The 25,014-nt window shown below is 74.0% G+C and carries 20 protein-coding genes; 9 read left to right on the top strand and 11 right to left on the bottom strand.

What is annotated here, in order from left to right; genetic code table 11:
- Positions 1-114 precede the first annotated feature (114 nt).
- A complete protein-coding gene (locus Ae331Ps2_RS00370) occupies positions 115-579 on the top strand; it encodes an SRPBCC family protein (protein ID WP_075311447.1) in 465 nt (154 codons plus the stop codon).
- Positions 580-588: 9 nt separating this feature from the next.
- Here the strand turns inward: Ae331Ps2_RS00370 and Ae331Ps2_RS00365 are convergent, their stop codons facing one another.
- Complete coding sequence (locus tag Ae331Ps2_RS00365; RefSeq protein ID WP_020625994.1) at positions 589-1,350, bottom strand: IclR family transcriptional regulator; 762 nt, start codon at positions 1,348-1,350, stop codon at positions 589-591.
- Positions 1,351-1,476: 126 nt separating this feature from the next.
- Here Ae331Ps2_RS00365 and Ae331Ps2_RS00360 point away from each other — a divergent pair, with 126 nt between their 5' ends.
- Genes Ae331Ps2_RS00360 through Ae331Ps2_RS00350 form a run of 3 tightly spaced genes read left to right on the top strand, consistent with a single transcriptional unit; the run spans position 1,477 to position 6,098 of the window.
- On the top strand, positions 1,477-2,946 hold the full coding sequence (locus tag Ae331Ps2_RS00360) for an aldehyde dehydrogenase family protein (RefSeq protein ID WP_075311449.1): 1,470 nt from the start codon (positions 1,477-1,479) through the stop codon (positions 2,944-2,946).
- Between the two features lie 42 nt (positions 2,947-2,988).
- A complete protein-coding gene (locus tag Ae331Ps2_RS00355; protein ID WP_020625992.1) occupies positions 2,989-4,545 on the top strand; it encodes an APC family permease in 1,557 nt (518 codons plus the stop codon).
- Positions 4,542-6,098: a GMC family oxidoreductase gene (locus Ae331Ps2_RS00350; protein ID WP_075311451.1), complete on the top strand. Its 1,557-nt coding sequence runs from the start codon at positions 4,542-4,544 to the stop codon at positions 6,096-6,098. The genes Ae331Ps2_RS00355 and Ae331Ps2_RS00350 overlap by 4 nt, the downstream gene beginning before the upstream one ends.
- Positions 6,099-6,107: 9 nt before the next feature.
- On the opposite strand, the gene Ae331Ps2_RS00345 is transcribed toward Ae331Ps2_RS00350, so the two are convergent.
- The 3 genes from Ae331Ps2_RS00345 to Ae331Ps2_RS00335 form a co-directional block, all read right to left on the bottom strand.
- A complete protein-coding gene (locus Ae331Ps2_RS00345) occupies positions 6,108-8,546 on the bottom strand; it encodes a glycoside hydrolase family 3 C-terminal domain-containing protein (RefSeq protein ID WP_075311453.1) in 2,439 nt (812 codons plus the stop codon).
- 29 nt (positions 8,547-8,575) lie between these two features.
- On the bottom strand, positions 8,576-9,358 hold the full coding sequence (locus Ae331Ps2_RS00340) for a helical backbone metal receptor (protein ID WP_075311455.1): 783 nt from the start codon (positions 9,356-9,358) through the stop codon (positions 8,576-8,578).
- Between the two features lie 90 nt (positions 9,359-9,448).
- On the bottom strand, positions 9,449-10,348 hold the full coding sequence (locus tag Ae331Ps2_RS00335) for a LysR substrate-binding domain-containing protein (protein WP_170918318.1): 900 nt from the start codon (positions 10,346-10,348) through the stop codon (positions 9,449-9,451).
- Positions 10,349-10,415: 67 nt separating this feature from the next.
- Here Ae331Ps2_RS00335 and Ae331Ps2_RS00330 point away from each other — a divergent pair, with 67 nt between their 5' ends.
- Together Ae331Ps2_RS00330 and Ae331Ps2_RS00325 are read left to right on the top strand one after the other, a co-directional pair.
- On the top strand, positions 10,416-11,663 hold the full coding sequence (locus tag Ae331Ps2_RS00330) for an MFS transporter (RefSeq protein ID WP_075311459.1): 1,248 nt from the start codon (positions 10,416-10,418) through the stop codon (positions 11,661-11,663).
- 462 nt (positions 11,664-12,125) lie between these two features.
- A complete protein-coding gene (locus Ae331Ps2_RS00325) occupies positions 12,126-13,541 on the top strand; it encodes an MFS transporter (protein ID WP_083695082.1) in 1,416 nt (471 codons plus the stop codon).
- A gap of 75 nt (positions 13,542-13,616) precedes the next feature.
- On the opposite strand, the gene icmF is transcribed toward Ae331Ps2_RS00325, so the two are convergent.
- Together icmF and Ae331Ps2_RS30870 are read right to left on the bottom strand one after the other, a co-directional pair.
- On the bottom strand, positions 13,617-16,883 hold the full coding sequence (icmF, locus tag Ae331Ps2_RS00320; RefSeq protein ID WP_075329813.1) for a fused isobutyryl-CoA mutase/GTPase IcmF: 3,267 nt from the start codon (positions 16,881-16,883) through the stop codon (positions 13,617-13,619).
- Positions 16,884-17,010: 127 nt separating this feature from the next.
- Positions 17,011-17,394 carry a hypothetical protein gene (locus Ae331Ps2_RS30870; RefSeq protein ID WP_139318977.1) on the bottom strand — a complete coding sequence of 128 codons (384 nt, stop codon included), beginning with the start codon at positions 17,392-17,394 and terminating at the stop codon, positions 17,011-17,013.
- 85 nt (positions 17,395-17,479) lie between these two features.
- On the opposite strand from Ae331Ps2_RS30870, the gene Ae331Ps2_RS00310 reads away from it, so the two are divergent.
- On the top strand, positions 17,480-18,262 hold the full coding sequence (locus tag Ae331Ps2_RS00310; protein ID WP_075313068.1) for a maleylpyruvate isomerase family mycothiol-dependent enzyme: 783 nt from the start codon (positions 17,480-17,482) through the stop codon (positions 18,260-18,262).
- A 58-nt stretch (positions 18,263-18,320) separates the two neighbouring features.
- On the opposite strand, the gene Ae331Ps2_RS32920 is transcribed toward Ae331Ps2_RS00310, so the two are convergent.
- The 3 genes from Ae331Ps2_RS32920 to Ae331Ps2_RS00300 all read right to left on the bottom strand — a co-directional run bounded on the left by Ae331Ps2_RS32920 (position 18,321) and on the right by Ae331Ps2_RS00300 (position 21,048).
- A complete protein-coding gene (locus Ae331Ps2_RS32920) occupies positions 18,321-18,761 on the bottom strand; it encodes a hypothetical protein (RefSeq protein WP_249265650.1) in 441 nt (146 codons plus the stop codon).
- An 87-nt stretch (positions 18,762-18,848) separates the two neighbouring features.
- Entirely contained in the window at positions 18,849-20,042 is a 1,194-nt protein-coding gene (locus Ae331Ps2_RS00305; protein ID WP_249265651.1) for an alkaline phosphatase D family protein, read from the bottom strand.
- Between the two features lie 43 nt (positions 20,043-20,085).
- Entirely contained in the window at positions 20,086-21,048 is a 963-nt protein-coding gene (locus tag Ae331Ps2_RS00300; RefSeq protein ID WP_020626789.1) for an ROK family protein, read from the bottom strand.
- 90 nt (positions 21,049-21,138) lie between these two features.
- Here Ae331Ps2_RS00300 and Ae331Ps2_RS00295 point away from each other — a divergent pair, with 90 nt between their 5' ends.
- Positions 21,139-22,260 (top strand): DoxX family protein, encoded by a 1,122-nt coding sequence (locus Ae331Ps2_RS00295; protein WP_158071469.1) that lies wholly within the window; start codon positions 21,139-21,141, stop codon positions 22,258-22,260.
- Positions 22,261-22,333: 73 nt separating this feature from the next.
- On the opposite strand, the gene Ae331Ps2_RS00290 is transcribed toward Ae331Ps2_RS00295, so the two are convergent.
- Positions 22,334-23,530, bottom strand: a complete 1,197-nt coding sequence (locus Ae331Ps2_RS00290; protein WP_075311463.1) for a hypothetical protein — start codon at positions 23,528-23,530, stop codon at positions 22,334-22,336.
- Positions 23,531-23,842: 312 nt separating this feature from the next.
- On the opposite strand from Ae331Ps2_RS00290, the gene Ae331Ps2_RS00285 reads away from it, so the two are divergent.
- Positions 23,843-24,280: an SRPBCC family protein gene (locus tag Ae331Ps2_RS00285; protein ID WP_075311465.1), complete on the top strand. Its 438-nt coding sequence runs from the start codon at positions 23,843-23,845 to the stop codon at positions 24,278-24,280.
- A 22-nt stretch (positions 24,281-24,302) separates the two neighbouring features.
- Here Ae331Ps2_RS00285 and Ae331Ps2_RS00280 read toward each other — a convergent pair whose 3' ends face one another.
- Entirely contained in the window at positions 24,303-25,004 is a 702-nt protein-coding gene (locus Ae331Ps2_RS00280; protein WP_075311467.1) for a TetR/AcrR family transcriptional regulator, read from the bottom strand.
- Positions 25,005-25,014 lie beyond the last annotated feature (10 nt).

Here is a 25,014-nt window from a genome sequence, read left to right as displayed (position 1 = left end):
TCGGTGGAATCCGGTGTGGGTGCTCTCGATCATGACCGGTCGCCGTGAGACCATCTGCGCCGGTCGGAGCAGCGGGCCGGGGCCCGGTCGGCCCCGGCCGGGGAGAGGAGCGTCGTGGTCGGCGTCCAGCGGGTGATGACGGTGCGCACCCCTGCCGAGACGGTGCTCCGGTACCTGTCCGACCACGGGAACAGCGAGATCTGGGACCCGACCGTGCGTTCCAGCACCCGTTCCGACGGTGGCGGACCGATCGTGGTCGGCGCCGCCTGGCGCACGGTGGCGGTGTGGGGCGGGCGGGAGAGCGAGCTCGACCACACGTTGCAGGAGCTGACGGCGGGCCGGGTCGTGTTCGTCGCGGAGAACCCGGCGGTCAGCGCGACGGAGGAGATCGTCGTCGAGCCCGCCGAGGGTGGGGGCAGCGTCGTCAGCTTCCACGCCCGGGTGCGGCTCAAGGGGCTGCTGAAGCTGGCGGCGCCGTTCCTGCGGCGCGAGTTCGAGCGGCACGGTGACGAGCTGGAACGCATTCTGCCCCCGGTGCTGGAACGCCTGCAGGGGTCCGCGCCGGCCCCACCGCTGTAGGCCCGCGGCTCAGCGGTCGCGCCAGAAACCCATCCGACGGCTGATCTCCCGCCCCGCGGCGACGACCTCCGGGGTGATCCGCTCGATCCGCTCGGCCGGGAGCCGGTAGGCGGGCCCGGACACCGACAGGGCGGCCACCACCGCGCCGCCGTGGTCCAGCACCGGTGCCGCCACGGCGTTGAGCCCGGTCTCCAGCTCCTCCAGCGACCACGCGTACCCGTGTCGGCGGACCCGGCGCAGCTCCTCGACGAGCGTCTCGCGGCCCTCGTCCGGCACCGTGTCCGGCATCGTCGTCGGGTCGTCGAGCACGACCGAGGCGAGCAGCACCTTGCCGCTGGAGGTGTTGTGCATCGGGGTGATCCGGCCGAGCCAGTTGAACGTGGTGACCATCGACGGGCCCCGGGCCTGGTCGACGTTCACCGCCCACCCGCGGTCGGGGATGGCGATGTTGACGGTCTCGCCGAGTCGCTCCGCGAGCGTCTCGCAGACCGGGTGGCCCTGGGTGGTGACCTCCAGGCGCTCGGCGACGCGCCCGGCGAGCGGGATCAGCCCGAACCCGAGGCGGTACTTGCCGCGGTCGGCGATCTGCTCGACCAGCCCGCGCTCCTCCAGCGCGCCGAGCAGCCGGAAGGCGGTGGACTTGTGGACGTCGAGCGAGGCGGCGAGCTCGCTGACCCCCGCCTCGCTCCGGTCGGCCAGCAGGGTGAGCAGGGTGATGGCCCGGTCGACCGACTGCACCCCGGGCTCCCGTCCGCGCACCGTGTTGCCCATGGCGCAACCCTAACCCGGCATTCGGCACGTCGCCACGCGGGGCGACCGGAAAGCGTGACCATCTCCCGCGCGAGGACGACGGGCCCGGGTTTGCACACCGACCCGTTTCCGGTGAAAGCTCGCGCCGTGCCGAGCCTCTACATCGACGGAAGTTGGACCACCGGATCCGCCGGGACCGCCCCGGTGGTCAACCCCTACGACGCCTCGACGGTCACCGAGGTCGACCAGGCCGGGCCCGACGACGTCGACCGTGCGGTCGCCGCCGCCCGCCGGGCCTTCGACGACGGGCCGTGGCGGCGGACCACGACCGGCGAGCGCGGGGCGCTCCTCGGTCGGATCGCCGACCTGCTGGTCCGGGACCGGGAGAAGATCGCCCGGTTGGAGACCCTCGACACCGGCAAGACGATCGCCGAGGGCCGCCAGGACGTCGACGACGTCACCGCCGTCTTCCGCTACTACGCCGGGCTCGCCGACAAGGACGCCGGCCGGATCGTCGACACCGGCAACCCGGCCGTCGTGTCGCGGATCGTGCACGAGCCGGTCGGCGTGTGCGCGCTGATCACGCCGTGGAACTACCCGCTGCTGCAGCTGTCCTGGAAGGTCGCCCCGGCGATCGCGGCCGGCAACACGATGGTGATCAAGCCCAGCGAGGTCACCCCGCTCACCTCGATCGTGCTGGTCGAGCTGTGCGAGGAGGTCGGGATCCCGGCCGGGGTGGTCAACATCGTGCTCGGCGACGGCCCCTCGGTGGGCGCCCCGCTCACCGAGCACGCCGACGTCGACATGGTCAGCTTCACCGGCGGGCTGTCCACCGGCCAGAAGATCATCCGGGCGTCGGCCGAGACCGTGAAGCGCACCGCCGTCGAGCTGGGCGGGAAGAACCCGAACATCGTGTTCGCCGACACCGACTTCGAGCTCGCCGTCGACTACGTGATGCTCGCGGTGTTCCTGCACTCCGGACAGGTCTGCTCCGCGGGCGCCCGGCTGATCATCGAGGACTCGATCGCCGACGCCGTCGTCGACGAGGTGGTGCGCCGCGCGCAGCTGATCCGGCTCGGCAACGGCCTCACCGACGGTGTCGAGGTCGGGCCGCTGGTCTCCGCCGCGCACCTGGCCAAGATCGAGGACTTCGTCGCCGCGGCACGCGCCGAGGGTGCCACCATCCGGTGCGGCGGTGCCCGTCCGGACGACCCGGAACTGGCGAAGGGCTACTTCTACCTGCCGACCGTCATCACCGACCTGGCGCCGGGATCGCGGCTGATCCGCGAGGAGACGTTCGGCCCGCTGCTGACCGTGGAGCGGTTCAGCACCGAGGAGGAGGCCGTCCGGCTCGGCAACGACACCGAGTACGGCCTGGCCGGCGCGGTGTTCACCGCCGACATGGGCCGGGCCCACCGGGTGGCGTCCGCCCTGCGCCACGGGACCGTCTGGATCAACGACTTCCACCCGTACTTCCCGGGCGCGGAGTGGGGCGGCATGGGCCGCTCGGGCAACGGCCGCGAGCTGGGGCCGACCGGGCTGGCCGAGTACCAGGAGATCAAGCACGTCTGGACCAACACGGCTCCGCAGCCCCAGGGATGGTTCTCGGGCCGCTGATACCGCCATGATGGCGCGACGAAACGGCCCAGGAGGTCCAGGATGACCGTTCCCGAACCCGCCCGGCGGGATCCCGCACCGGACGCGGACGGCGACGGGGGAGGGCTCGCCGAGTTCGGCTACAGCCAGACCCTCGACCGCAGCATCGGCAAGTTCGCCAGCTTCGCGGCCGGGATCAGCTACATCTCGATCCTGACCGGCACGTTCCAGCTGTTCTACTTCGGCTTCGGCACCGGTGGTGCGGCCTACTGGTGGTCCTGGCCGATGGTGTTCGCCGGCCAGTTCATGGTGGCGCTGTCGTTCGCCGAGCTGGCCGGGCGCTACCCGGTCGCCGGGTCGGTCTACAACTGGTCCAAGCAGCTGGCCGGGCCGACCGTGTCCTGGCTCGCCGGCTGGATGATGTTCACCGCCTCGGTGGTGTCCCTGGCGGCGGTCGCGCTGGCCGCGCAGCTCACGTTCCCGCAGATCTGGTCGGGCTTCCAGCTCGTCGGCGACGCCTCCGACGCGGGCGACGCCGCCGTCAACGGCGTGCTGCTCGGCGCGATCCTGATCGTGCTCACCACGGTGATCAACGCCGTCGGGGTGAAGCTGATGGCGCGGATCAACTCCACCGGGGTGTTCATCGAGCTGATCGCCGCCGTCGTCATCGTCGTGGCGCTGCTGCTGAGCATCCGCAACCCCGTCTCGGTGCTGTTCGAGACCCCGGCCCCGGCCGCGGGCGGCGGCGGGTACTTCGGCACGTTCCTCGTCGCGGCGCTCGCCTCGGCCTACGTCATGTACGGCTTCGACACCGCCAGCTCGCTCGGTGAGGAGACGGTCGACCCGCGGCGCACCGCCCCGGCGGCGATCCTGCGCGCGGTGATCGCCTCGTTCGTGCTCGGCGGGCTGATCCTGCTCGGCATCATCCTGGCCGCACCCGACCTGGCCGACCCGCGCCTGGGCACCAAGGACGGCGGCGGGCAGCTCGTGCTGCTGGAGGTCGCCGGCGGCACGATCGGCCGGATCTTCCTGATCACCATCAGCATCGCGGTGATCGTCTGCCTGCTCGCGGTGCACACCGCGGCGATCCGGCTGATGTTCGCGATGGCCCGGGACAACGCGCTGCCCGCGGGGTCGGTGCTGGCCCGGATCGACCCGAAGCACAAGACGCCGGTGGTGCCGGCGATCGTCGTCGGCGTGGTCGCGATCCTCATCCTGGTCGCGAACGTCGGCGTGCCCGAGGTCTTCACCGCGGTCACCAGTGTGGCGATCATCATGATCTACATCGCGTACCTGCTGGTCACGGTGCCGATGCTGGTGCGGCGGCTGCGCGGGCGGTGGCCGGACGAGGGCCAGAAGGGGTACTTCTCCCTGGGGCGCCTCGGCCTGCCGGTCAACGTGCTGGCGGTGCTGTGGGGCGCGGCGATGGCGATCAACCTGGCGTGGCCCCGCGAGGAGGTCTACGGCACCGGGTGGCTGCGGTTCGTCGCGTTCCTGTTCATCGGCGTCGTCGCGCTCGCCGGGCTGGCCTGGTTCCGGCTGCGCGGCCGTCACGGGCTGGGCTGCCTGCCCGAGCACCGGGCGAAGGAGATCGAGCAGGGCATGGGGGAGACGGCATGACCGACCGGTTCGACTACGTCGTGGTGGGTGGCGGCTCGGCGGGCTGCGCGCTCGCCGCGCGGCTCTCCGAGGACCCCGCGGTGCGGGTGCTGCTGCTGGAGGCCGGACCGTCCGACGTCGGTGACCCGAACATCCTGCGGCTCACCGACTGGATGGCGCTGCTCGACTCCGGCTACGACTGGGACTACCCGGTCGAGCCGCAGGAGCGCGGCAACTCCCACATGCGCCACGCCCGCGCGAAGGTGCTCGGCGGCTGCGGCTCGCACAACTCCTGCATCGCCTTCTGGACCCCGCGGGAGGACCTCGACGAGTGGGCCGCGTCCGGCCTGACCGGCTGGTCCGCCGAGGAGTGCTGGCCGCTGATCCGGCGCCTGGAGACCAACGACGGCGACTGGGACGGCCACGGCCGCTCCGGCCCGGTCAACCTCATGCAGATCCCCGCGAAGGACCCCTGCGGCGACGCCGTGCTGGCCGCCGCAGCGCAGGTCGGCATGCCGACGGTGCGGTTCAACGAGGGCCACACCGTGACCGACGGCGCCGGGTACTTCCAGATCAACTCCTTCCCCGACGGCACCCGCGCCTCGGCGTCGGTGTCCTACCTGCACCCGATCCTGGACTCGCGTCCGAACCTGGAGGTGCGCACCGACTGCTGGGCGTCGCAGGTGCTGTTCGACGGCACCCGCGCCACCGGCGTGGAGTACCAGCGCGGCATCGGCCCCGGCCGCGAGACGGTGCACGCCGACCGCGAGGTGATCCTCTCCGCGGGGGCGATCGACACCCCGAAGCTGCTGATGCTCTCCGGCATCGGCCCGGGCGAGCACCTGCGCGAGTTCGGCATCGAGGTCCGCTCGGACCTGCCCGGCGTCGGGTCGAACCTCGACGACCATGTGGAGGGCCTGGTCTTCTGGGACGCCGCGAAGCCGATGGTCACCGAGTCCACCCAGTGGTGGGAGATCGGGCTGTTCCACCGCACCGACCCGGCCCTGGACCGGCCGGACCTGATGATGCACTACGGCTCGGTCCCGTTCGACATGAACACGCTGCGTTGGGGCTACCCGACCACCGACAACGGGTTCTGCCTCACCCCGAACGTCACCCGCGGCCGGTCCCGGGGCACCGTGCGGCTGCGGACCCGCGACTTCCGCGACCGGGCCCGGGTCGACCCGCGCTACTTCACCGACCCCGAGGGCCACGACATGCGGGTGATGACCGAGGGCATCCGGCTGGCCCGACGCATCGCCGAGCAGCCGCAGCTGAAGGAGTGGATCGCCGCCGAGCTGGCGCCGGGCCCGGACGCCGTCACCGACGACGAGCTCGCCGACTACATCAACAAGACCCACAACACGGTGTACCACCCGGCGTGCACCGCGCGGATGGGCGCCGACGGCGACCCGGACGCCGTCCTGGACCCGCAGCTGCGGGTCCGCGGGGTGCAGGGTCTGCGGGTCGCCGACGCGTCGGCGATGCCGTTCCTGCCGGTGGTCAACCCGAACATCACCACGATGATGATCGGCGAGAAGTGCTCGGACCTGCTCCGGGCGGCGCACGGCTGACCCGCCGGCTCAGCCCTCGCCGACGACCTCCACCGTCGCGTGCAGCGGGGTGTCGGCGACCGAGAACCCCAGGTGCAGCTCGTAGGTGCCCGGCTCGGTCGCCCACACCCCGCCCGCGCGGTGGCGGAACGCGCGCCGCGACACCGTCACGGTGGCCGTCGTCGTGCCGGGGGCGGCGTCGACGACGGCCCAGCCGGCCAGCCAGCGGGCGGGGCGTTCGACGTCGGAGCCGGTCCGGGACAGGTAGGCCTGCACGACCTGGCGGCCCGCCCGGTCGCCGGTGTTGGTCAGGGTGACCGTCACCGCGACGCCGTCGGCCGACCAGGGCCCGGCGACGGCGTCGTCGAGGGTCCAGGTGGTGTAGCCCAGTCCGTGCCCGAACGGGTACGCCGGCGTCTCGCCGTGGCGCAGCCAGTTGCGGTGCCCGAGGTGGACGCCCTCGTCGTAGCGCAGGACGCCGTCGGTCGGGCGCCCGGACAGCACCGAGCGCTCCTCGCCGGTGGCGGGCCACGTGGTCGGCAGCCGCCCGCCCGGCTCGGCGTGCCCGAGCAGCACGTCGGCGACGGCGTCGCCGAACCGCTCGCCGCCGAACCAGCCGAGCAGCACCGCGGCCACCTCGTCGCGCCAGGGCAGCAGCACCGGTGCCCCGGAGTTGACCACCACCACGGTGCGCGGGTTGGCCGCGGCGACCGCCCGGACCAGGTCGTCCTGGTGGCCGGGCAGCGCGAGCGAGGTGCGGTCGAAGCCCTCGCTCTCGATCCGGTCGTTCGTCCCGACGACCACGACCGCGACGTCGCAGTCCGCCGCCAGCGAGGCCGCTGCCGCCACCTCGGCCCGAGGGTCGGCGACGACGGTCTCGGTCCCGACGGTCAGCGCGAACAGCGCCATCCCGGCCTCACCGCCGGAGGGGCGGAACCGGAACACCAGGTCGACGGGCGCGTCGGTGGTGATCTCCGCGGTCGCCGACGGCGCCTCGAAGATCGCCGCGCCCGGCCCCTCGTCGCCGGTCAGGACGGCCTCGGTGTCGAGCACGGTCGCTCCGTCGGCGCTCACCGTCACGTGCCCGACGGCGGCGGCCCCGATCCGGTGCGCTCCGGGCTCGGGTGACCACCGCGTCGACACCTCGACGGTCTCGGCGCCGCCGGGGATCTCTCCGCCCATCCAGATCAGCGAGGCCCCGAGCCGGTGCTCGCTGCGCAGCGCGGTGCCGTCCGCGGCGCGGAACACCGCGCGCAGGCCGGGCTCCCCGGTCACCGGGTCGGTGACCGTCTCCGGGTCGAACGGCTGCACCCCCTCGGCGACCTGCGCGCCCAGCCGGTACCGCACGCGGTCCCCGCCGAGTGCCGTGCGCAGCCCGTCGAGCGGCGCGACGACCGCGGCGGGCCGGACCGTGGCGCTCCCGCCGCCCTGGGTGCGGGCCAGCGCGGCGTTGTGCCCGAGGACCGCGACCGTCCCGAGCGCCGAGGCGTCCCACGGCAGCTCGCCGGTGTTGCGGACCAGGACACTGCCCGCGGCGGCGAGCTCGCGGGCCACGGTGGCGCCGTCCCCGGGGGCCGGGGCGGGGGGCGGGGTCGGTCCCCCGTCGAGCGCACCGACCCGGGCGGCCAGGCGCAACAGCCGGCGCAGCTTGCCGTCCACGACGGACTCGTCGACCTCGCCGCCGCGCACCGCCGCCACCAGCCGCTCGCCCCAGGTGCTCACCGGGCCGGGCATCACCAGGTGCTGCTCGGCGCGCGCCGACGCGACGGTGGTGCGCACCGCGCCCCAGTCCGACATCACGAGCCCGTCGAAGCCCCACTCGCCGGTGAGCGGCTCGGTGAGCAGCGGGTTCTCGCTCATCGTCGCCCCGTTGACCGCGTTGTAGGCCGACATGACCGCCCAGGCCCCGCCCCGGGTGACGGCCGGTTCGAACGCGGCCAGGTACAGCTCGTGCAGCGCCCGCTCGCCGACGACGTTGTCCACGGTGAAGCGCTCGGACTCGGCATCGTTGGCGACGTAGTGCTTCGGCGTCGCGGCGACCCCGTGCGCCTGCAGCCCCTCCACGTACGCGGCGGCGAGCTCGCCGGTCAGCAGCGGGTCCTCCGACAGCGCCTCGAAGTGGCGGCCACCGAACGGGGTGCGGTGCAGGTTGATCGTCGGCCCGAGGACGACGTCGGCGTGCTGCCGGCGGGCCTCGGCGCCCAGGGTCGAGCCGTAGCGGCGGGCGAGCTCCGGGTCCCAGGTCGCCCCCAGCGCCGTCGACGACGGCAGCGACAGCGACGGGGACCGCTCGTCGAAACTCTCCCCACGCACGCCCGACGGACCGTCGGACAGCACCATCCGGCGCAGCCCGATCGCGGGCTCGGCCGGGGTGGACCAGAAGTCGGCCCCGGTCAGCAGCCGGACCTTCGCGTCCAGGTCGAGTCGCGCGATGAGCGTGGTCAGCAGATCCTCGTCGACGGTCGCCATGGGATCGACCGTACCGACGCCGGGCCGGGTCAGCGGGCCGGTCGGCCTGCGCCCGCCAGCGCGCCGGGCAGCTCCCGTGCCGCCTCCAGCAGACTCGGGCCGTACCAGGTCAGCAGCCGCCCGCTGACCAGCACCGACGGCGCGTCGAACGCCTCGGGGCCGTCCTCGGCGGTGAACAGGTACGGCTCGTCGGGCAGCACGACGAGATCGTGCTCGGGCAGGTCGGCGGGGTCGAAGCGCGGATAGCGCTCCGGGGAGTCGGCCAGGACGTTGTCGACGCCGAGCCGGTCCAGCACGGCACCGGTGAAGGTGTCCGAGCCGACCGCCATCCATGGCCTGCGCCAGATCGGGACCACGGCCCGGCGACGGTCGCGGGCGGGCTCGACCGCCGCCCACAGCGCACGGGCCTCGCGCAGCCAGCCCGGCTCGTCCAGCCCGCACGCGGCCAGCATCCGCCCCAGCGAGTCGAGCCCGCCGTCGACGTCGCGGATGTCGGTCACGTACACCGGGAGACCCGCGGCGCGCAGCGCGTCCAGGTCGGGGAGCCGGTTCTCCTCCTGGTTGGCGACGACGAGGTCCGGCGCCAGCGCGACGATCCGCTCGACGTCGGGGTTCTTCGTCCCGCGGACCCGTTCCGCACGGAGGTCGGCGGGGTGGGTGCACCAGTCCGTCGCGCCGACCACGATGCCGGGCGCGGTCGCCTCCAGCGCCTCGGTCAGCGACGGCACGATCGACACGACCCGCCGTACGGTGCCGGGGACACCGACCTCGCGGCCCTCGTCGTCGACCGGTGCCTCCACTCCCGCAGTCATGGTGCCGACCGTAACCCGACGGGCGCCGACCGGCCGGGGACGGCGGTCGGCCCGCGTCCCGGGCGTCCCGGTCGGGCCGGCGGCGCCGGCTCAGCCGGTCGGCACCAGCCAGCGCGGCCCGTGCCGGACGACGAAGGCCCGCAGGTCCCGCACCGGTGCGGTCGGCCGCGGGTCGGCCGCGTGCACCATCCCCAGCGTCCGGACCGTGTGCGGGCTGCGCACCGGCACCTGCACCACGCCCGGCACGTCCGGTCCGGCCGGGAGCAGCGCGACGCCCAGCCCGGCCCCGACCAGGCCGCGTAGTGTCGCCGTCTCCCCGCCCTCGAACGCCCGCCGCGGGCGGAACCCGGCCTGCGCGCACCACGACTCCACCACGCCCTGGAGCCCGTAGCCGCGGGCGAACAGCAGGAACGGGTCGTCGGCGACCTCGGTGAGATCCGCGGAGTCCGCGCCCGCCAGCCGATGCCCGGACGGCACCGCCAGCAGCAGCTCCTCCTCGGCCAGCGGGGTCGCGACGAGCCCCGGCTCGTCGGGCATCGGGGAGGTCAGCGCCAGGTCGACCCGGCCGTCGCGGACCCGTTCCAGCAGCGCGGCGTGCGGCACCTGCACCAGCTCGATCCGCACCCGCGGGTGGTGCTCCCGGAACTCCCGCAGGATGCCCGGCACCGCGGTGGTGCCCATCGTCCCGAGGAAGCCGAGTGCGACCCGGCCGGTCACCGGGTCGGCGTCGCCCGCGACCTCGGCCACGCCCGCGGCGAGCTCGGCCAGCGCGGCCTCGGCCCGCGGCAGCAGGGTGCGCCCGGCCACGGTCAGGGCCAGCCCGCGCCCGGCCCGCCGGAACAGCGCGACGCCCAGCTCGTCCTCCAGCCGGGCGATCGCCCGGGACAGCGTGGGCTGCGGGACCCCGATCCGCTCCGCGGCGCGGGTGAGGTGACCGTCGCGCGCGACCGCGACGAACCGGTGCAGCGCCGGCGACAACGACTCATGCATGGGTGAATGATAGGGCGTCGATGCATGCATTGGACGCATGCATCGACAGTGCCTACGGTCGTATGCGATGACAACGACCGCGCACCTGCCAGCCCCGACCGCCACCCGGACCGCCCCGCCGCACGAGCGCGGCACGCCCGGCTACCGGCGGCTCGGCGTCGCCCTGTGGCTGTCCGGTCTGGCGACGTTCGTGCTGGTCTACAGCGTGCAGGGGCTGCTGCCGACGCTCTCGGCGGAGTTCGGCGTCTCCTCGTCCACGGCCAGCTTCGTGCTGTCGGCGACCACCGGCACGCTCGCCCTCGCCGTGCTGCCGCTGTCCGCGCTCACCGAGTCCTGGGGGCGGGCGCGGGTCATGACCTGGGCACTCGCGGCGTCGGCGGTGCTCGCGCTGCTCGCCCCGCTGGCGCCCACGTTCGAGACCCTCGTCGTGGTGCGCGGGCTGCAGGGGATCGCCCTCGCGGCACTGCCCGCGCTGTCGATGGCCCACGTCACCCACGAGGTGGCCCCGCGGCACCTCGGCGGTGCGGTCGGGCTGCTCATCGCCGGCAACACCCTCGGCGGGCTGTCCGGGCGGCTCGTCGCGTCGTGGGTCGCCGAGCTCGGCGGCTGGCGGGCGGGCCTCGCCGCGGTCGGTGTGGTCTCGGTGCTCGCGACCGTCGTCTTCCGGCTGCTCCTGCCGCCCGCGACGGCGCCCACCCCGGCCCGCACCCGGCTGCGCGATCTCGGCGGGCCGCTGCGTCGCCACCTCACCGACCGGGGTCTGCTGTGCCTGTTCGGGATGGCGTTCCTGCTGATGGGCGCGTTCGTGACCGTCTACAACTATCTCGGCTTCCGGCTGCTGGCCCCGCCGTTCTCGCTGCCCGGCACCCTCGTCGGGCTGGTGTTCCTCGGCTACCTCGCCGGCAGCTGGGCCTCCACCGCTGCCGGGCGCCTGGGGGACCGGTTCGGGCGCCGCCCCGTGCTGTGGGTGGCGACGCTGCTCGCCCTCGCCGGGATCTGGGTGACCCTGCCCGATCTGCTGCCCACCACCCTCGCGGGGCTGCTGATGGTCACCGTCGGCTTCTTCGGGGCGCACTCGGTCGCCAGCTCGTGGGTGGGGCGCCGCTCGGCGATGCTGCCGGGGGCGGTGCCGGCCCAGGCCTCGTCGCTGTACCTGGTCGGCTACTACGCCGGGTCCAGCATCGGCGGCGCCCTCGGTGGGGTCGCCTACGACCACGCAGGCTGGGCCGGGGTGACCGGCTACGTCAGCGTGCTGCTGCTGGGCGCGCTGGCGCTGGCGCTCGTGCTGCGCCGGACCCCGGCACCCGCGGTGTGACACGCGCTTCTGCCCACCTGGACCAGTGAGGCGTCGCAGCGGCCGCGGCGCTGCTCCATCGGTGCCGTCGCCACCCGACACGCCGAGTCGTGGTCGTCCGAGCGGGTGGTGGGAACCCGGAGCGTGGGAGTGGTGCCGTCCGGTCCGCCACCCCTGCGGAGCAGTGCCCCCGTGCTCGCGGCCCGTCGCGGTCTGTCACGGTGGGGTCTCGCCCCCAGCACCACGGAACTTTCGGAGGAACCCGATGCGGAAGGCCGGACGCAAGCTCTCCAAGGCCGCCGAGTCGTTCGTCGAGGCGATCGGCATCCTCGGCGGCTGGAACCGCGGCCGTCGCCGCAACCGCTCCCGCCGCTGACGCCGGCCAGGCCAGGTGATCGCGAGCTGGCCGCCCCGCCCGAGGTGATTAGCTTGTGGTAAGCACATCATGTCCGTTTCCTCCGGGAAGACAGGTGTGCCCACCACGTGACCGACGCCGCCCACGACACCCACCGCCCGCCCGGGGACGGCTCCGCCGGCCTGCCCGGCGACGACCCGCTGCCCCGCCGGGTGCCGGTGTTCGCCGTCGTCGGCCTGGCGCTGCTGATGTTCTCCCTCGACGGCACGTCGGTCGCCACCGCGCTGACCACGATCAGCGGCGACCTCGGCGCCGACCTGGCCTGGACCGCCTGGGTGGTGACCGTCGCCGCCGTCGGACAGATCCTCGCGCTGCCGCTGGGCGGGTGGCTCTCCGACCGCTTCGGCGGCCGCCGGATGTTCCTGGCCGGGGTCACCGCGTTCACGGTGATGTCCGCGCTGAGCGCGCTCAGCCCCTCGATCGGCGTGCTCATCGCCTGCCGGCTGGTGCAGGGCCTCGCGGGCGGCGTGATGCTGCCGGCCGCCAACGGGATCGTCGCCCACCAGTTCGGCCGTGACCGGGACCGGGCGCTCGCCCTGTTCACCAGCGTCTTCCCGATCGGCGCGATCCTCGGACCACTGGTCGGCGGGCTGGTGCTCACCACCTGGACCTGGCACGGCATCTTCTTGGTGAACGTGCCGATCGGGATCCTGCTCGTCGCGGTCGGGCTGGCGCTGGTCGACGACCCGCCGCACCGGCGCACCGCCCGGATCGACGCCGCCGGCATCGCACTGCTCGTCCTGACCCTGCTCGCCACGATGCTGACCATCACCCGGCTCGGCTCGCCCGCGTCCGGGCCGGGCTGGACCGTCCTGGCCGGCGTGGTCGCACTGGTGGCGGGTGCGGTGTTCGTCCGGCACGCCCGGCGGCGGCCCGACGCGGTCGTCCCCGTGCACCTGCTCGCCGGACGCGGTCTGGGGATCATGAACGTCACCAACGTCGTCTTCGGCGCCGTGGTGATCGGGTTCTCGGCGACCCTGCCGCTCTACGCCCAGGTCCGCTACGACCTTCCCGCGTTCGTCGCCGGGGCACTGCTCACCGGCCGCGCGATCGGCACCATCGTCACCTCGGCGGTCGCGGTGGCGCTGCTGCGCCGGCTCGGGTTCCGGCCGCTGCTGCTCGGCGGGCTGGTCGCCGTCGTCGCCGGGCTGGTGGTCACCGCGGTGACGCCCCTGTTCGGTGGGCCCACGGTGTGGCTGCTGGCCGGGTCCACGCTGCTCGGGCTGGGCACGGGCCTGTCCGGCCCTGCCGCCAACAACGCCGGCATGCACCTGGTGCCCGACGAGGTGGCCGCGGTGTCCGGGCTGCGCATCATGTTCCGGCAGATGGGCGGGATCGCGGCGGTGTCGGTGCTGACCGCCGCCGTCACCGCCGCCGACGACCCGGGCCTCGCCGCCGGGATCGCCTACGGGGTGCTGGCGGTGGCACTCGCCGCGGTCGGCCTGGCCGCCGCGCGGATCCCGAACCGGCGCGGCCGCTGGTGAGAGGCCCGCCCCCGCGGCAGGGGGGGGGCGCGACCCCGGTAGGGCGGGCCGGGCTCACCCGGGCCCGCCCCGACCTCACATGTTCCGCCGGTACTGCCCGCCGACCTCGAAGAACGCCGTCGTCAGCTGACCCAGCGAGCACACCCGTGCGGCCTTCATCAGCTCGTCGAACACGTTGCCGTCGCCGGTCGCGACGTCCTGGAGCCGCCGCAGCGCCTGCTCGGCCTCCGTGCGGTGCCGGGACTGGAAGTCCGCGAGCCGGTCGAGCTGGGACTGCTTCTCGGCCTCGGTGGCGCGGGCCAGCTCGATCTCCTGGGGCTGCTCGTCCGGGTCGGCCGGCTTCAGGAAGGTGTTGACGCCGACGATCGGCAGCTCACCGGTGTGCTTGCGGTGCTCGTAGAGCATCGACTCGTCCTGGATCCGGCCACGCTGGTAGCCGGTCTCCATCGCACCCAGCACACCGCCGCGCTCGGCGATCGACTCGAACTCGCGCAGCACCGCCTCCTCCACAAGATCGGTGAGCTCGTCGACGACGAACGAGCCCTGCAGCGGGTTCTCGTTCAGCGACAGGCCCCACTCCTTGTTGATGATCATCTGGATGGCCATCGCGCGGCGCACCGACTCCTGCGACGGCGTGGTGACCGCCTCGTCGTAGGCGTTGGTGTGCAGGGAGTTCGCGTTGTCGTAGAGCGCGCAGAGCGCCTGCAGCGTGGTGCGGATGTCGTTGAAGTTCATCTCCTGCGCGTGCAGGGACCGACCCGAGGTCTGGACGTGGTACTTCAGCTTCTGCGAGCGCTCGTTCGCCCCGTAGCGCTCCTTCATCGCGATCGCCCAGATGCGGCGGGCGACCCGGCCGATCACCGTGTACTCGGCGTCCATCCCGTTGGAGAAGAAGAACGACAGGTTGGGCGCGAAGTCGTCGACGTCCATGCCGCGCGCCAGGTAGCTCTCGACGAAGGTGAACCCGTTCGCGAGGGTGAAGGCGAGCTGGCTGATGGGGTTCGCCCCGGCCTCGGCGATGTGGTAGCCGGAGATCGAGACGGAGTAGAAGTTGCGCACCTTGTGCGCGATGAACCACTCCTGGATGTCGGCCATCATCCGCAGCGAGAACTCGGTGGAGAAGATGCAGGTGTTCTGGCCCTGGTCCTCCTTGAGGATGTCGGCCTGCACCGTGCCCCGGACGTTCGCCAGCGCGTAGGCGACGAGCTCCTCGCGTTCCCCCGCGTCGGGCTCGCGGCCCTGCTCGTCGCGGAACCGCTCGACCTGCTGGTCGATCGCGGTGTTGAGGAAGTAGGCGAGGATCGTCGGCGCCGGGCCGTTGATCGTCATCGATACCGACGTGGTCGGTGAGCAGAGGTCGAAGCCGTCGTAGAGGGCCTTGAGGTCGTCCAGCGTCGCGATCGAGACGCCCGAGGTGCCGACCTTGCCGTAGATGTCGGGGCGGGTGTCGGGGTCGTGGCCGTAGAGGGTGACCGAGTCGAAGGCCGTCGACAGGCGCTTGGCGTCGGAGTCCTGGGAGAGGTACTTGAACCGGCGGTTGGTGCGGAACGGGTCGCCCTCGCCGGCGAACATGCGCGCCGGGTCCTCGCCCTCGCGCTTGAACGGGAACACCCCGGCGGTGAACGGGTAGAAGCCCGGCAGGTTCTCCTTGCGCAGGAAGCGCAGGAGCGCCGCGTCGTCGTCGAAGCGGGGCAGCGCGACCCGGCGGACCTTGCTGCCGGACAGCGTCTCCCTGGTCAGCTTCGTGCGGAACTCCTTGTCGCGCACGGTGTAGACGTACTCGTCGCCGGAGTAGTCCGCGACCCGCGACGGCCAGGCCGCCAGCAGCTCGGCGGACTCGGCCGGGACCTTCTTCTCGGCGGTGCGGAGCGCCTGCGCCAGGTCGTCGCCGCCGACCAGCTCGGCGGCGGTGCGCAGGTGCTGGGCGGTGCGGGCCGCCTGCGCGTGGGACTCGGTGTCGGCGTGGTAGCCGCGCACGGCCTGGGAGATCTCGGCGAGGTAGCGGACCCGGTCCGGCGGGATGACCGCGGCGTGGTGGCTGGAGGTCTTGGTCGTGACGCGGGGGAGCCTGCCCTCGCCGATGGCCAGCCCGTCCTCGGCGAGGAGGCCGAGCAGGTGCTGGTAGAGCGCGGTGACGCCGTCGTCGTTGAAGGTGGCGGCCGAGGTGCCGAAGACCGGCATGTCCTCCCAGGTCGCGCCGAACTCCTCGCGGTTGCGCACCAGCTGGCGGCCGACGTCGCGCCGGGCGTCCTCGGCGCCGCGGCGCTCGAACTTGTTGATCGCGACGACGTCGGCGAAGTCCAGCATGTCGATCTTCTCGAGCTGCGCCGCGGCGCCGAACTCCGGCGTCATCACGTACAGCGAGTGGTCGACGAACGGGACGATGCCCGCGTCGCCCTGGCCGATGCCCGGGGTCTCGACGACGACCAGGTCGAACCCGGCCGCGCGCAGCACCGCGATGGTGTCGCCGAGGCGCTCGGGCAGCGAGCCACCGTCGCCGCCGCGGGTGGCGAGGCTGCGGAAGAACACCGGGCTGTGACCGCCTCCGGCGCCGGCGGACCCGGACGACAGCGCGTTCATCCGGATGCGGTCGCCGAGCAGCGCACCGCCGCCCTTGCGCCGGGTCGGGTCGACGGCGAGCACCGCGATGCGGAGCTTGTCCTCCTGGTCGAGCCGGAAGCGGCGCACCAGCTCGTCGGTCAACGAGGACTTGCCGGAACCACCGGTGCCGGTGATGCCGAGGACCGGGACGGGCCGCTCGGACGCGGCGACGCGCTCGCGGACCTCCGCGGGCAGCGTCCCGGACTCGGCGAGGGTCAGCGCCCGCGCCAGCGTGGCGGTCTCCCCGGAGAACAGCCCGTCGAACGACGACGGCGGCTGGGCCGCGAGGTCGGTGTCGCACTCGCGGATCATGATGTTGATCATCCCGGGGAGGCCCAGGTGCTGGCCGTCCTCGGGGGAGAAGATCCGGGAGACGCCGCGGGAGTGCAGCAGCTCGATCTCCTCGGGGACGATCACGCCGCCGCCCCCGCCGTAGATCCTGATGTGGCCGGCGCCGCGCTCGCGCAGCAGCTCGACCAGGTAGGAGAAGTACTCGACGTGCCCGCCCTGGTAGGACGAGATCGCGACGCCCTGCACGTCCTCCTGGATCGCGGCGGTCACGACCTCGTCGACCGAGCGGTTGTGGCCGAGGTGGATCACCTCGGCCCCCTGGCGCTGCAGGATCCGGCGCATGATGTTGATGGCGGCGTCGTGCCCGTCGAACAGGCTGGCCGCGGTCACGAAACGGACCGGATGCGTGGGGACGTGCAGCTCGGCCTGGGCGTTCGTGCCCGTGCTCATCTCCGTGCTCATCGGCGACGTTCCTCCCGCCGGGCGGACGGCGGTGTCCCGGCCGGTTTAGTTTGACATCCTAGTATTGGACGTACAAGGAAGTCGGCGAGCGTCACAACGGGTCGTGCGGTGCGGGTCAGGCCGCGTCGCGTGCCGCGGGCTCCTCGGCGGCCGGAGCTGCCTGCTCATGGGCCCGCCGTGCGTGCCGGCCGGTCGGCCAGGCGGCCCCCGGACCGGTCCCGCCGGACCCGTCCTCGTGGGCGACGGAGCCGTCCTCGGCGCTCGGGGTGGTGTCCACGACGTCGGACAGCGCACGACGCGCCCGGGCGAGCTTGCGCGCCCGCCAGCGCTTCCCGGCCAGGCCGGCGACGAGACCGAGGGTGGGCAGCAGGATCCCGGAGGCGATGACCAGCACCACGGAGTACGCGGGGAACGCGGCCACCAACAGGAATGCCGTCAACGGCCAGTACAGCAGCGCCCGCCCCGCGCCCCGTCGCGTCCAGTCGCGATGAGGCGGCATGATCCATGCCTACCCGAATCGGGCGACCGTCATGCACGACTCGCCGCAACCCACCCACATGTTCCGCGACCGGGGGTACGAATTCATGACCACGACACCGGAGCGCACCGCTGTCGACCCGTATGCCGCCGTCCTGCTCGCCGAGAACGACCGGCTCGCCGCGCTGCTGGCGACGGCCGACCCGGCCACCCCCGTCCCGACCTGCCCCGGCTGGTCGCTGCTGCAGCTGCTCCGCCACGTCGGGCGCGGGCACCGGTGGGCGGCCCGGATGGTCGCCACCGGTGCGACCGAGGCCCTCGACCCGCGCGAGGTGCCCGGGGGCAAGCCGCCCGAGGGCGGCCCGGAGGTCGCGGCGCAGTGGCTGCGCGACGGCGCGACCGAGCTGCTCGACGCCGTCGTCGCGGCGGGGCCGACCGCGCCGGTGTGGACCTTCACCGGGCCGCGGCCCTCGGCGTGGTGGGTGCGGCGGCGGCTGCACGAGGCGACGGTGCACCGCGCCGACGCCGCCGTCGCGCTCGGGGCGCCGTTCCCGATCGACCCGCAGGTGGCCGCCGACGGGGTCTCGGAGTGGCTGGGTCTGCTCGCGGCCCGCCCCGCCGCCGACGAGCCGCCGCTGGCCGACGGCGCCACGCTGCACCTGCACGCCACCGACGACGTCCCGGACGGGGCGGGGGAGTGGATGGTCCGCGGCGCGGGCGGACGGGTCGTCTGGGAGCACGGGCACGGCAAGGGCGACGCCGCGGTCCGCGGCACCGCCGCCGACCTGCTCCAGGGCGTCACCCGCCGGATCCCCGCCGACGACGACCGCCTCCAGGTCCTCGGCGACGCCGGCGTCTGGACGGGGTGGCTGGCCCGCACCGGATTCTGAGCGGGACCGGTCACGCGCGTGCGCGGTCGGGCGGGGGACAGCGGTGCCGGCGCCGCGCTCAGCCCGCCGGGACCGTCCCCGCGCGCTGCTGCGCCGCGGCGGGCGGCGACTGCGGGGTCAGCACGACCTCGGCCGCGGTGTCGAGCACCGCGGCCGAGCGGGGCCGCTCGAACCGGCACGACGCCCGTCGCCCGTCGGTCTCCAGGGTCGCGACGAGGTTGCCGAACAGCGGGCCGGCCGTCCGCTCCCAGGCCACACCCGCGCTGCCGGCCCCGGTGCGGCGGGTCCAGCGGGTCGTCAGCCTGCCCAGCAGCCGCGACCAGGTGATCCGGAACATCACCCGCATCACCGCGGGGACCACGTTGTGCACCGGGGAGCAGGTCAGCTGATGGACCCGGGTGCCCTCCGGGCCACGGCCCGGCCGGTCCCCGGGTGAGTGGGTGTGCACGTCGGCGACGGCGGCATAGGAGTGGTGGACGTCGCCCGACAGCACCGACACCGTGGCGGGCGGTGCGTCCCCGCCACGCGGGCGGCACGCCTCGCGGATCAGCTCGGCGAGCCGGGCGAAGGAGTGCCCGAACGCGGGTCAGTGCTCCAGGTCGGCCTCCTGGCGGGCCCACTCGGCGACCGCCGCGACCCGGCCGGCCCCGTCCGCGCCCTTCTCGGTCGCGGCCTCCAGATCGGAGATGACCTGCGGCATCAGCCAGGGCACCGAGGTGCCCAGCACGAGGTGGTCCACGTCGCCGGGGGCGAGCGCCTTCGTCCGGATCCAGTCGAACTCGGCGTCGGAGACCATCCGCCGCGGCGTGGACTCGACGATCCGCCCGTTGCGGGAGTCCAGGACGATCAGCCGGGTACGGCCCAGCTCCCAGCAGAAGGAGAAGCGTTCGTCCTTGCCGCGGGCGTCGCCGGTGCCGGTCTCGACGTCCCAGCGGGCGGCCCGCTGCGACAGCAGCGGCCAGACGTCGCCGTCGGCGGCCTGCACCTCCTGCCAGGTCCGGTCGGCGGCCAGCTCGGCGGGGGAGAGGTTGCCCAGGTGCTGGTGGACCCAGTACGAGGCCAGGCCGGAGCGGATGCGCTCGGACCACCAGGGCTTGCGGGCGATCTGCTCGCGCCACGCGCCGGAGGTGTTCCAGTCGTCGCGGACGTCGTGGTCGTCGAAGATCATCGCGGTGGGGACGGTCGAGAGCATCCACCGCACCTCGGGGTCCGACCAGGTGTCGCGGTAGAGGCCCGAGTACTCGTCGAAGCCGACGATCTCGTCGTCGGGCCAGTCCGGGTGCTGCTCCCGGCGCCCGGCGATCCGCCGCCGGGTCTGCGGGGTGAGCTCGTCGGCGTAGACCTGGTCGCCGAGCAGCAGCAGCGTGGTCGGCCAGGTCTCCGGGGGCAGCCCGGCCATCCGGCCGGCGTAGACGTCGAGTGCGTCGAGGCCGTACCGGCGGGCCTGCTTCGGGTCGGCGAGCTTCACGTAGCGGCAGGAGCCGAACACGATCCGCTGGTGGGCCTCGGAATCCGCGCCGCGCGTCGTGATCAGGCTCGGCGGGAACGGCGAGTGCGGCAGCGGCCAGACCCGCTCGCCGTCGAGATGGACCTCGTAGGCGGTGCGGGTGTCCGGCGTCAGCCCGGTCACCTGCACCAGGGCGAAGTGGTGGCCGGCCACCTCGAAGGTCTCGGCGTCGCAGCCGAGCACCGAGACGCGGCACGGGCCGGAGGTCTGCACCCAGACCAGGGCGCTGGTCTCGTCGACGTGCCGCAGCACCGGTCCGAGCAGGAGTGTCACCCGTCCGAGGGTAGTCGCGCCCCGGTCCGGTCGCGGAGCGAGATCAGGTCTCCTCGAGTGCCAGCAGTCCCGCACCGATCTTCCCGGCGTCACCCTTGTAGGTGGCGGGCAGCACCGGCGGGATCGGGCGGACCTCGGGCGGTCCGTAGTGGAACTCGCGGGCCGCCCGGCGGGCCGGTTCGAGCAGGAGCTCGCCCGCGTCGACGAGTCCGCCGCCGATCAGCACGACCTCGAACTCGAAGATCGCGTTGATGCTGGCGATGCCGATCCCCAGCGACCGTCCGAGCCGCTGGAACAGCGACGCCGCCGTGCTGTCGCCCGCCATCGCGGCCATGGTCACGTGCTGGCCGGTGACCTCGCCGCCGGCCTCCTCGGCCAGGGTCGCGATCATGCCCCGCGGGTCGTGCAGGGCGGCGCTGCGCCCCATCCGGGTCAACGCGGTCCCGGACGCGACGGCCTCCAGGCAGCCGTGGTTGCCGCAGCCGCACTTCGGGCCGTCCGGGTTGACGTTCATGTGCCCGACCTCGGCGCCGAGCCCGTGCGGGCCGCGGTAGATCTTCCCGTCGAGCACGATCCCCGCGCCGATGCCGGTGCCCACGGTCAGCAGCACCATGTCGTCGTTGCGGGTCCCGCCGAGCCGGGCCTCGGCCAGCCCGGCGACGTTGCCGTCGTTGTCGACGACCACCGGCAGCCCGCACGAGGCCTCCAGCAGGCCGCGCACGTCCCAGTTCTCGTAGTTGTTGTTGGGTGCCCAGCGGATCCGGCCGACCGGCCACTCCACGGTCCCCGCGGCACCGACGCCGATCGCGCAGACGTCCGCGCCCTCGGTGCCGCCGCGCAGCTCCTCGACCATCTCCCGCAGGAGGGTGGTCATCGTGTCCGCATCGGACGTGTCCGGGGTGTTGCGCCGCAGCTCGGCGTGGACCGTGCCATCCTCGCCCACGATCGCTCCGGCGACCTTCGTTCCTCCGATGTCGAGCCCGATGGCCCGCCGTCCGTTCGTCACCCGGGCATGATTGCCACCCCGTGGCGGTGACGCCACACCCACCCCGGGTTTGCGGCCGGGCGGGCCGGGGAAAGGTGCCCCATGCCAGTCTTGCGACGTGTAGCCCGACCCGCCCTCGCCGCCGTGTTCATCTTCGGCGGAATCAACGAGCTGCGGAATGCCGACGCGTTGTCGTCCGCCGTCAAGCCCGTCCTCGACCAGGCCGCCCCGGCCATCGACAAGGTCGTGGAGAACGCCCCGCTGGAGCGGCGCCCGGACAACGAGACCCTGGTCAAGGTCGACGCCGGTGTGAAGATCGTGGCGGGCTCCCTGCTCGCCCTGGGCAAGTTCCCCCGCCTGTCGGCCACCGCGCTGGCCGCCTCGCTCGTCCCGACCACGCTGGCCGGGCACCGCTTCTGGGAGGAGACCGACCAGCAGAAGCGTGCCAACGAGCAGATCCACTTCCTGAAGAACGTCGGCCTCCTCGGCGGGCTGCTCATCGCGGCCGCCGACACGCACGGCAAGCCGTCGCACGCCTACCGGACGCGCAAGGCCGCCGAGCGGGCCCAGGCCCGGCTCTCCGGCTCCGGCTCGGACACCGGTGCCCAGCTCGCCGCAGGACTGGCCGGTGCGGGCACCTCGATCGCCGCGGCCGCCGCGGGCAGCCGGGAGAAGCTGGCCGGGGCCGTCGAGGAGTACGGCCCGGTCGTGCGCGAGCGCGCCACCGAGTGGGGAGGCAAGGCCTCCGAGCAGGCCGCGCACCTGTCCGAGGTCGCCTCGGACAAGGCCTCCACCTGGTCCGAGCAGCTCTCGGCCGCCGCCGAGCGCACCTCCAAGGCGGCACAGAAGAAGGCGAAGGTCGCCGAGAAGCGGGGCGCCAAGCTGGCGAAGGCGGCCGAGAAGCGGGGCGCCCAGCTCGAGAAGCTCGTGGACAAGAAGGGTGCCCAGTACCGCAAGGCCGCCGGGCGCACCGGTGGCAAGTGGGTGCGCGAGGCCGAGAAGCGCCGCGCCCGCTGGGAGAAGCAGGCCCGCAAGGCCGCCGCCCGCGCGGAGAAGCGTGCCCCCGAGTACGTCGACCGGTTCTCCACCCTGGTCACCCAGGCCCAGTCCCAGGCCGCGAAGCTCGGCTCGGACCTGGCCGACCGCGCGTCGGTGGCCGGTGCCGAGGCCGCCAAGCAGGCCAAGGCGTCGGCGAAGGACGCGCGCAAGCGCGCCAAGGCCGTCGCCCGCTGACCCACCGCGACACCCGTCCACGGCCCTCCCGTCCGGCACCGCGCCGGACGGGAGGGCCGTGGCGTGTCCCGGGTCAGATCGGGCGCAGCACCTGCAGCTCGCCCGAGTCGAGCGACCGCACCTCGACGACGACGCGGCCGTCCCACACCGGGGAGCGCAGCGCGTTCGCCATCCGCGTGAACAGCGCCTGGCTGCGGGCGTTGGCCGCCGCCTGGTCGGCGATCAGGTTCGGCATCATCCCGCCGGAGCGCTTGCGCACGGTCTGCGGCAGCGTCGACAGCGTGGTCAGCAGCCGGTGCAGCCGCGCGACGTCGGCGGCCCGGCCCGCGAGGTCGCTCTCGACCAGGGGGCGCAGCGCGGTCAACGGCCGGTTCGGGGCACGCAGCAGGTGGTCCGCCGCGGTGAGCAGGATGCGCCGGGCGTCCAGGACGAGCGCCTGGTAGGCGCCGTGCACCGCGGCCGGGAACCCGGTCCAGCCGAGCTTGCCGACCTCGCCGAGCGCGTCGCGCAGCGCCAGGCCGGGCGTGCCCGACGGGTCGGCCCCGGCGACGGCCCGCTCCCAGCCCGCGATCCAGGCGTGCGTCTGGTGGCGCAGCACCGACAGGTTCGCGACCGCCGTCTCGAGCCCGCGCGAAGGGGAGCCGCTGTCGGTCCCGGCGCCGTCGACGACGAGCGAGCCGCGCTCGAGCAGCTCGGTCTGGGCCTCGCGCAGCGACTCCTCGGCCGCCCGCAGCCGCGAGTCCAGCCGCATCACGCACGACGGCGCCAGCTGGTCGACCGCGGCGGTCAGCTCGTCGAGCACCCGGGTCTGGGTACCGGTCGCGGCGATCTCGGCCGCGGTGGTCAGGGTGAGCAGGCCCAGCCCGGCGCCGTGCCGGTCACCGGGCGCGGTGGGCGCGACCGGCACCAGCGCCGACGACCCGGGGGCCGCCGCCGCCGTCTCACCGCCGGCCAGGCGCAGCAGCGGCTCGGCGCCGAACGCTTCGGGCAGCGCGAGCCGGAAGGTGAGCCCCGCGGCGGGACCGCGGCCCGCGTCGGGCGCGAGCCGCCGCGCCAGCTCGCTCGATGCCGACAACGTCGCCCAGGTGCGGTCGTCGTCGACGGCCGGGGTGGGGGCCCAGCTCAGCAGCAGGGCCGGGCCGGGAGGCGGACTCCCGTTGCGGAGGGGACGCGGGCCACCGTTGCGTTCGGGGGCGCCGGTCTCCGTTCCGCCGGGCCGCCCGTCGAGCGGGAGCACGATGCCACGCGGGTCGTCCGGTTGACCGAGCATGTCTCTCCAACGACGTCACGGGCCCCGAGGTCACGAGCCCGGCGGAAGGGGGGCGTGTCCATGGTGCCCTGCGCCGTCCGGGCTCCGACCCTCGCCCCGGGTACCCGGGGCCCGGTAGAACTCCGGTGTGCGGACCGCGTACGTGATCGGCACCCTCGACGCCGAACTCGCCGAGGTCCTGCGCGCCGCGCGGACGGGCGAGAGCCCGGAGCCTGCCGGACAGGGCAGCGAGGTCGCCCGCGCGCCGCCGAGTACGTGGCACAGGACCTCACCTGCGGCGGCAGTCCTGACACTCCCGAGGAGGAGTTCCCGATGCCCCGTCCCTATTCCAGCGCCGTGATCACGGCACCGCTGGCCGAGGTGTGGCCGCACGTCCGTGACTTCGGTGGCCTCCACCGCTGGCACCCGGCGATCGCGACCTGCGAGCTGATCCGTGGCGCGTCCGGCAGCGAGATCGGTGCGCAGCGGCGCCTGACACTGGCCGACGGCGGCGGCACCGTCGTCGAGGAGCTGACCGCACTCGACGAGCGCGGGCACGCCCTCACCTACGAGATCCTCGAGTCGCCGTTCCCGGTGCGCCGCTACGTCTCCACCATCCGGCTGGCCCCGGTCACCGCGGTCGGGCACACCTTCGGCGAGTGGTGGACCGAGTTCGACGCGGACGGGGCCGACGAGGGCGAGCTCGCCGGGCTGTTCGCGAACGGCGTGTTCGCGGCCGGGCTGGCCGCGCTGGCGCAACGCTGGGTGTGAGCGGACGGACCCTGCTCCGAGGTCAGACGCGGGGCAGGGGCACCCGGTCGCCGACGGTGCCGTCCGGTCCGCGCAGCGACGCCGTGGCCAGCCCCTCGCGCAGCAGCCAACGGCCCAGCTCGAGGGTCTCGGCGACCTCGTCGGGCGAGAGCCGCAGCCCGTCGGGCTGCAGGCTCAGCCCGATCACGCCGTTCCACGCGCCCCACAGGTAGCGGGTGAGCCTGCCGGCGTCGACCGGTCGAGCCTCCCCGGCGGCGACGGCCGCGTCGATCCGGGCGGCGAAGTCGTCGAGCAGGCCGCCGACCCGTTCCCGGATCCGCGTCTCGATGTCGCCCCCGCCCGAGTGCACCGCGCCGGCGGGTCGGGGGTGGGCCAGGAACTGGAAGGCGCCCGGGTGCTCCAGGTGGAAGCGCAGGTAGGCGTCGCCCCCCGCGAGGACCCGGCCGAGCGGGGTCAGCTCGGGTGCGTCGGTCCGCGCCATGTACGCGGCGAACAGGTCCAGCGACCGCTCGACCAGGGTCAGGTAGAGGCCGAGCTTGCCGTCGAAGTGGGTGTAGATCGAGCCCACCGACACGTCGGCGAGGTCGGCGATCTCCTCGATCCGCGCGGTCTCGTGCCCCTCGCGGCGGAAGACCTCCTCGGCGGCGTCGAGGATCGCGGCCCGGGTCCTGGCGCGCCGGCGTTCGCCCCGCGCCGCTGCCGTCGTGCCTGCGCTCGTCGTCACCGGGACAGGA

The sequence above is a fragment of the Pseudonocardia sp. Ae331_Ps2 genome, from assembly GCF_001932405.1.
In the GTDB taxonomy this organism is placed as follows: Bacteria; Actinomycetota; Actinomycetes; order Mycobacteriales; family Pseudonocardiaceae; genus Pseudonocardia.
This window is presented reverse-complemented; position numbering and strand designations above follow the sequence as displayed.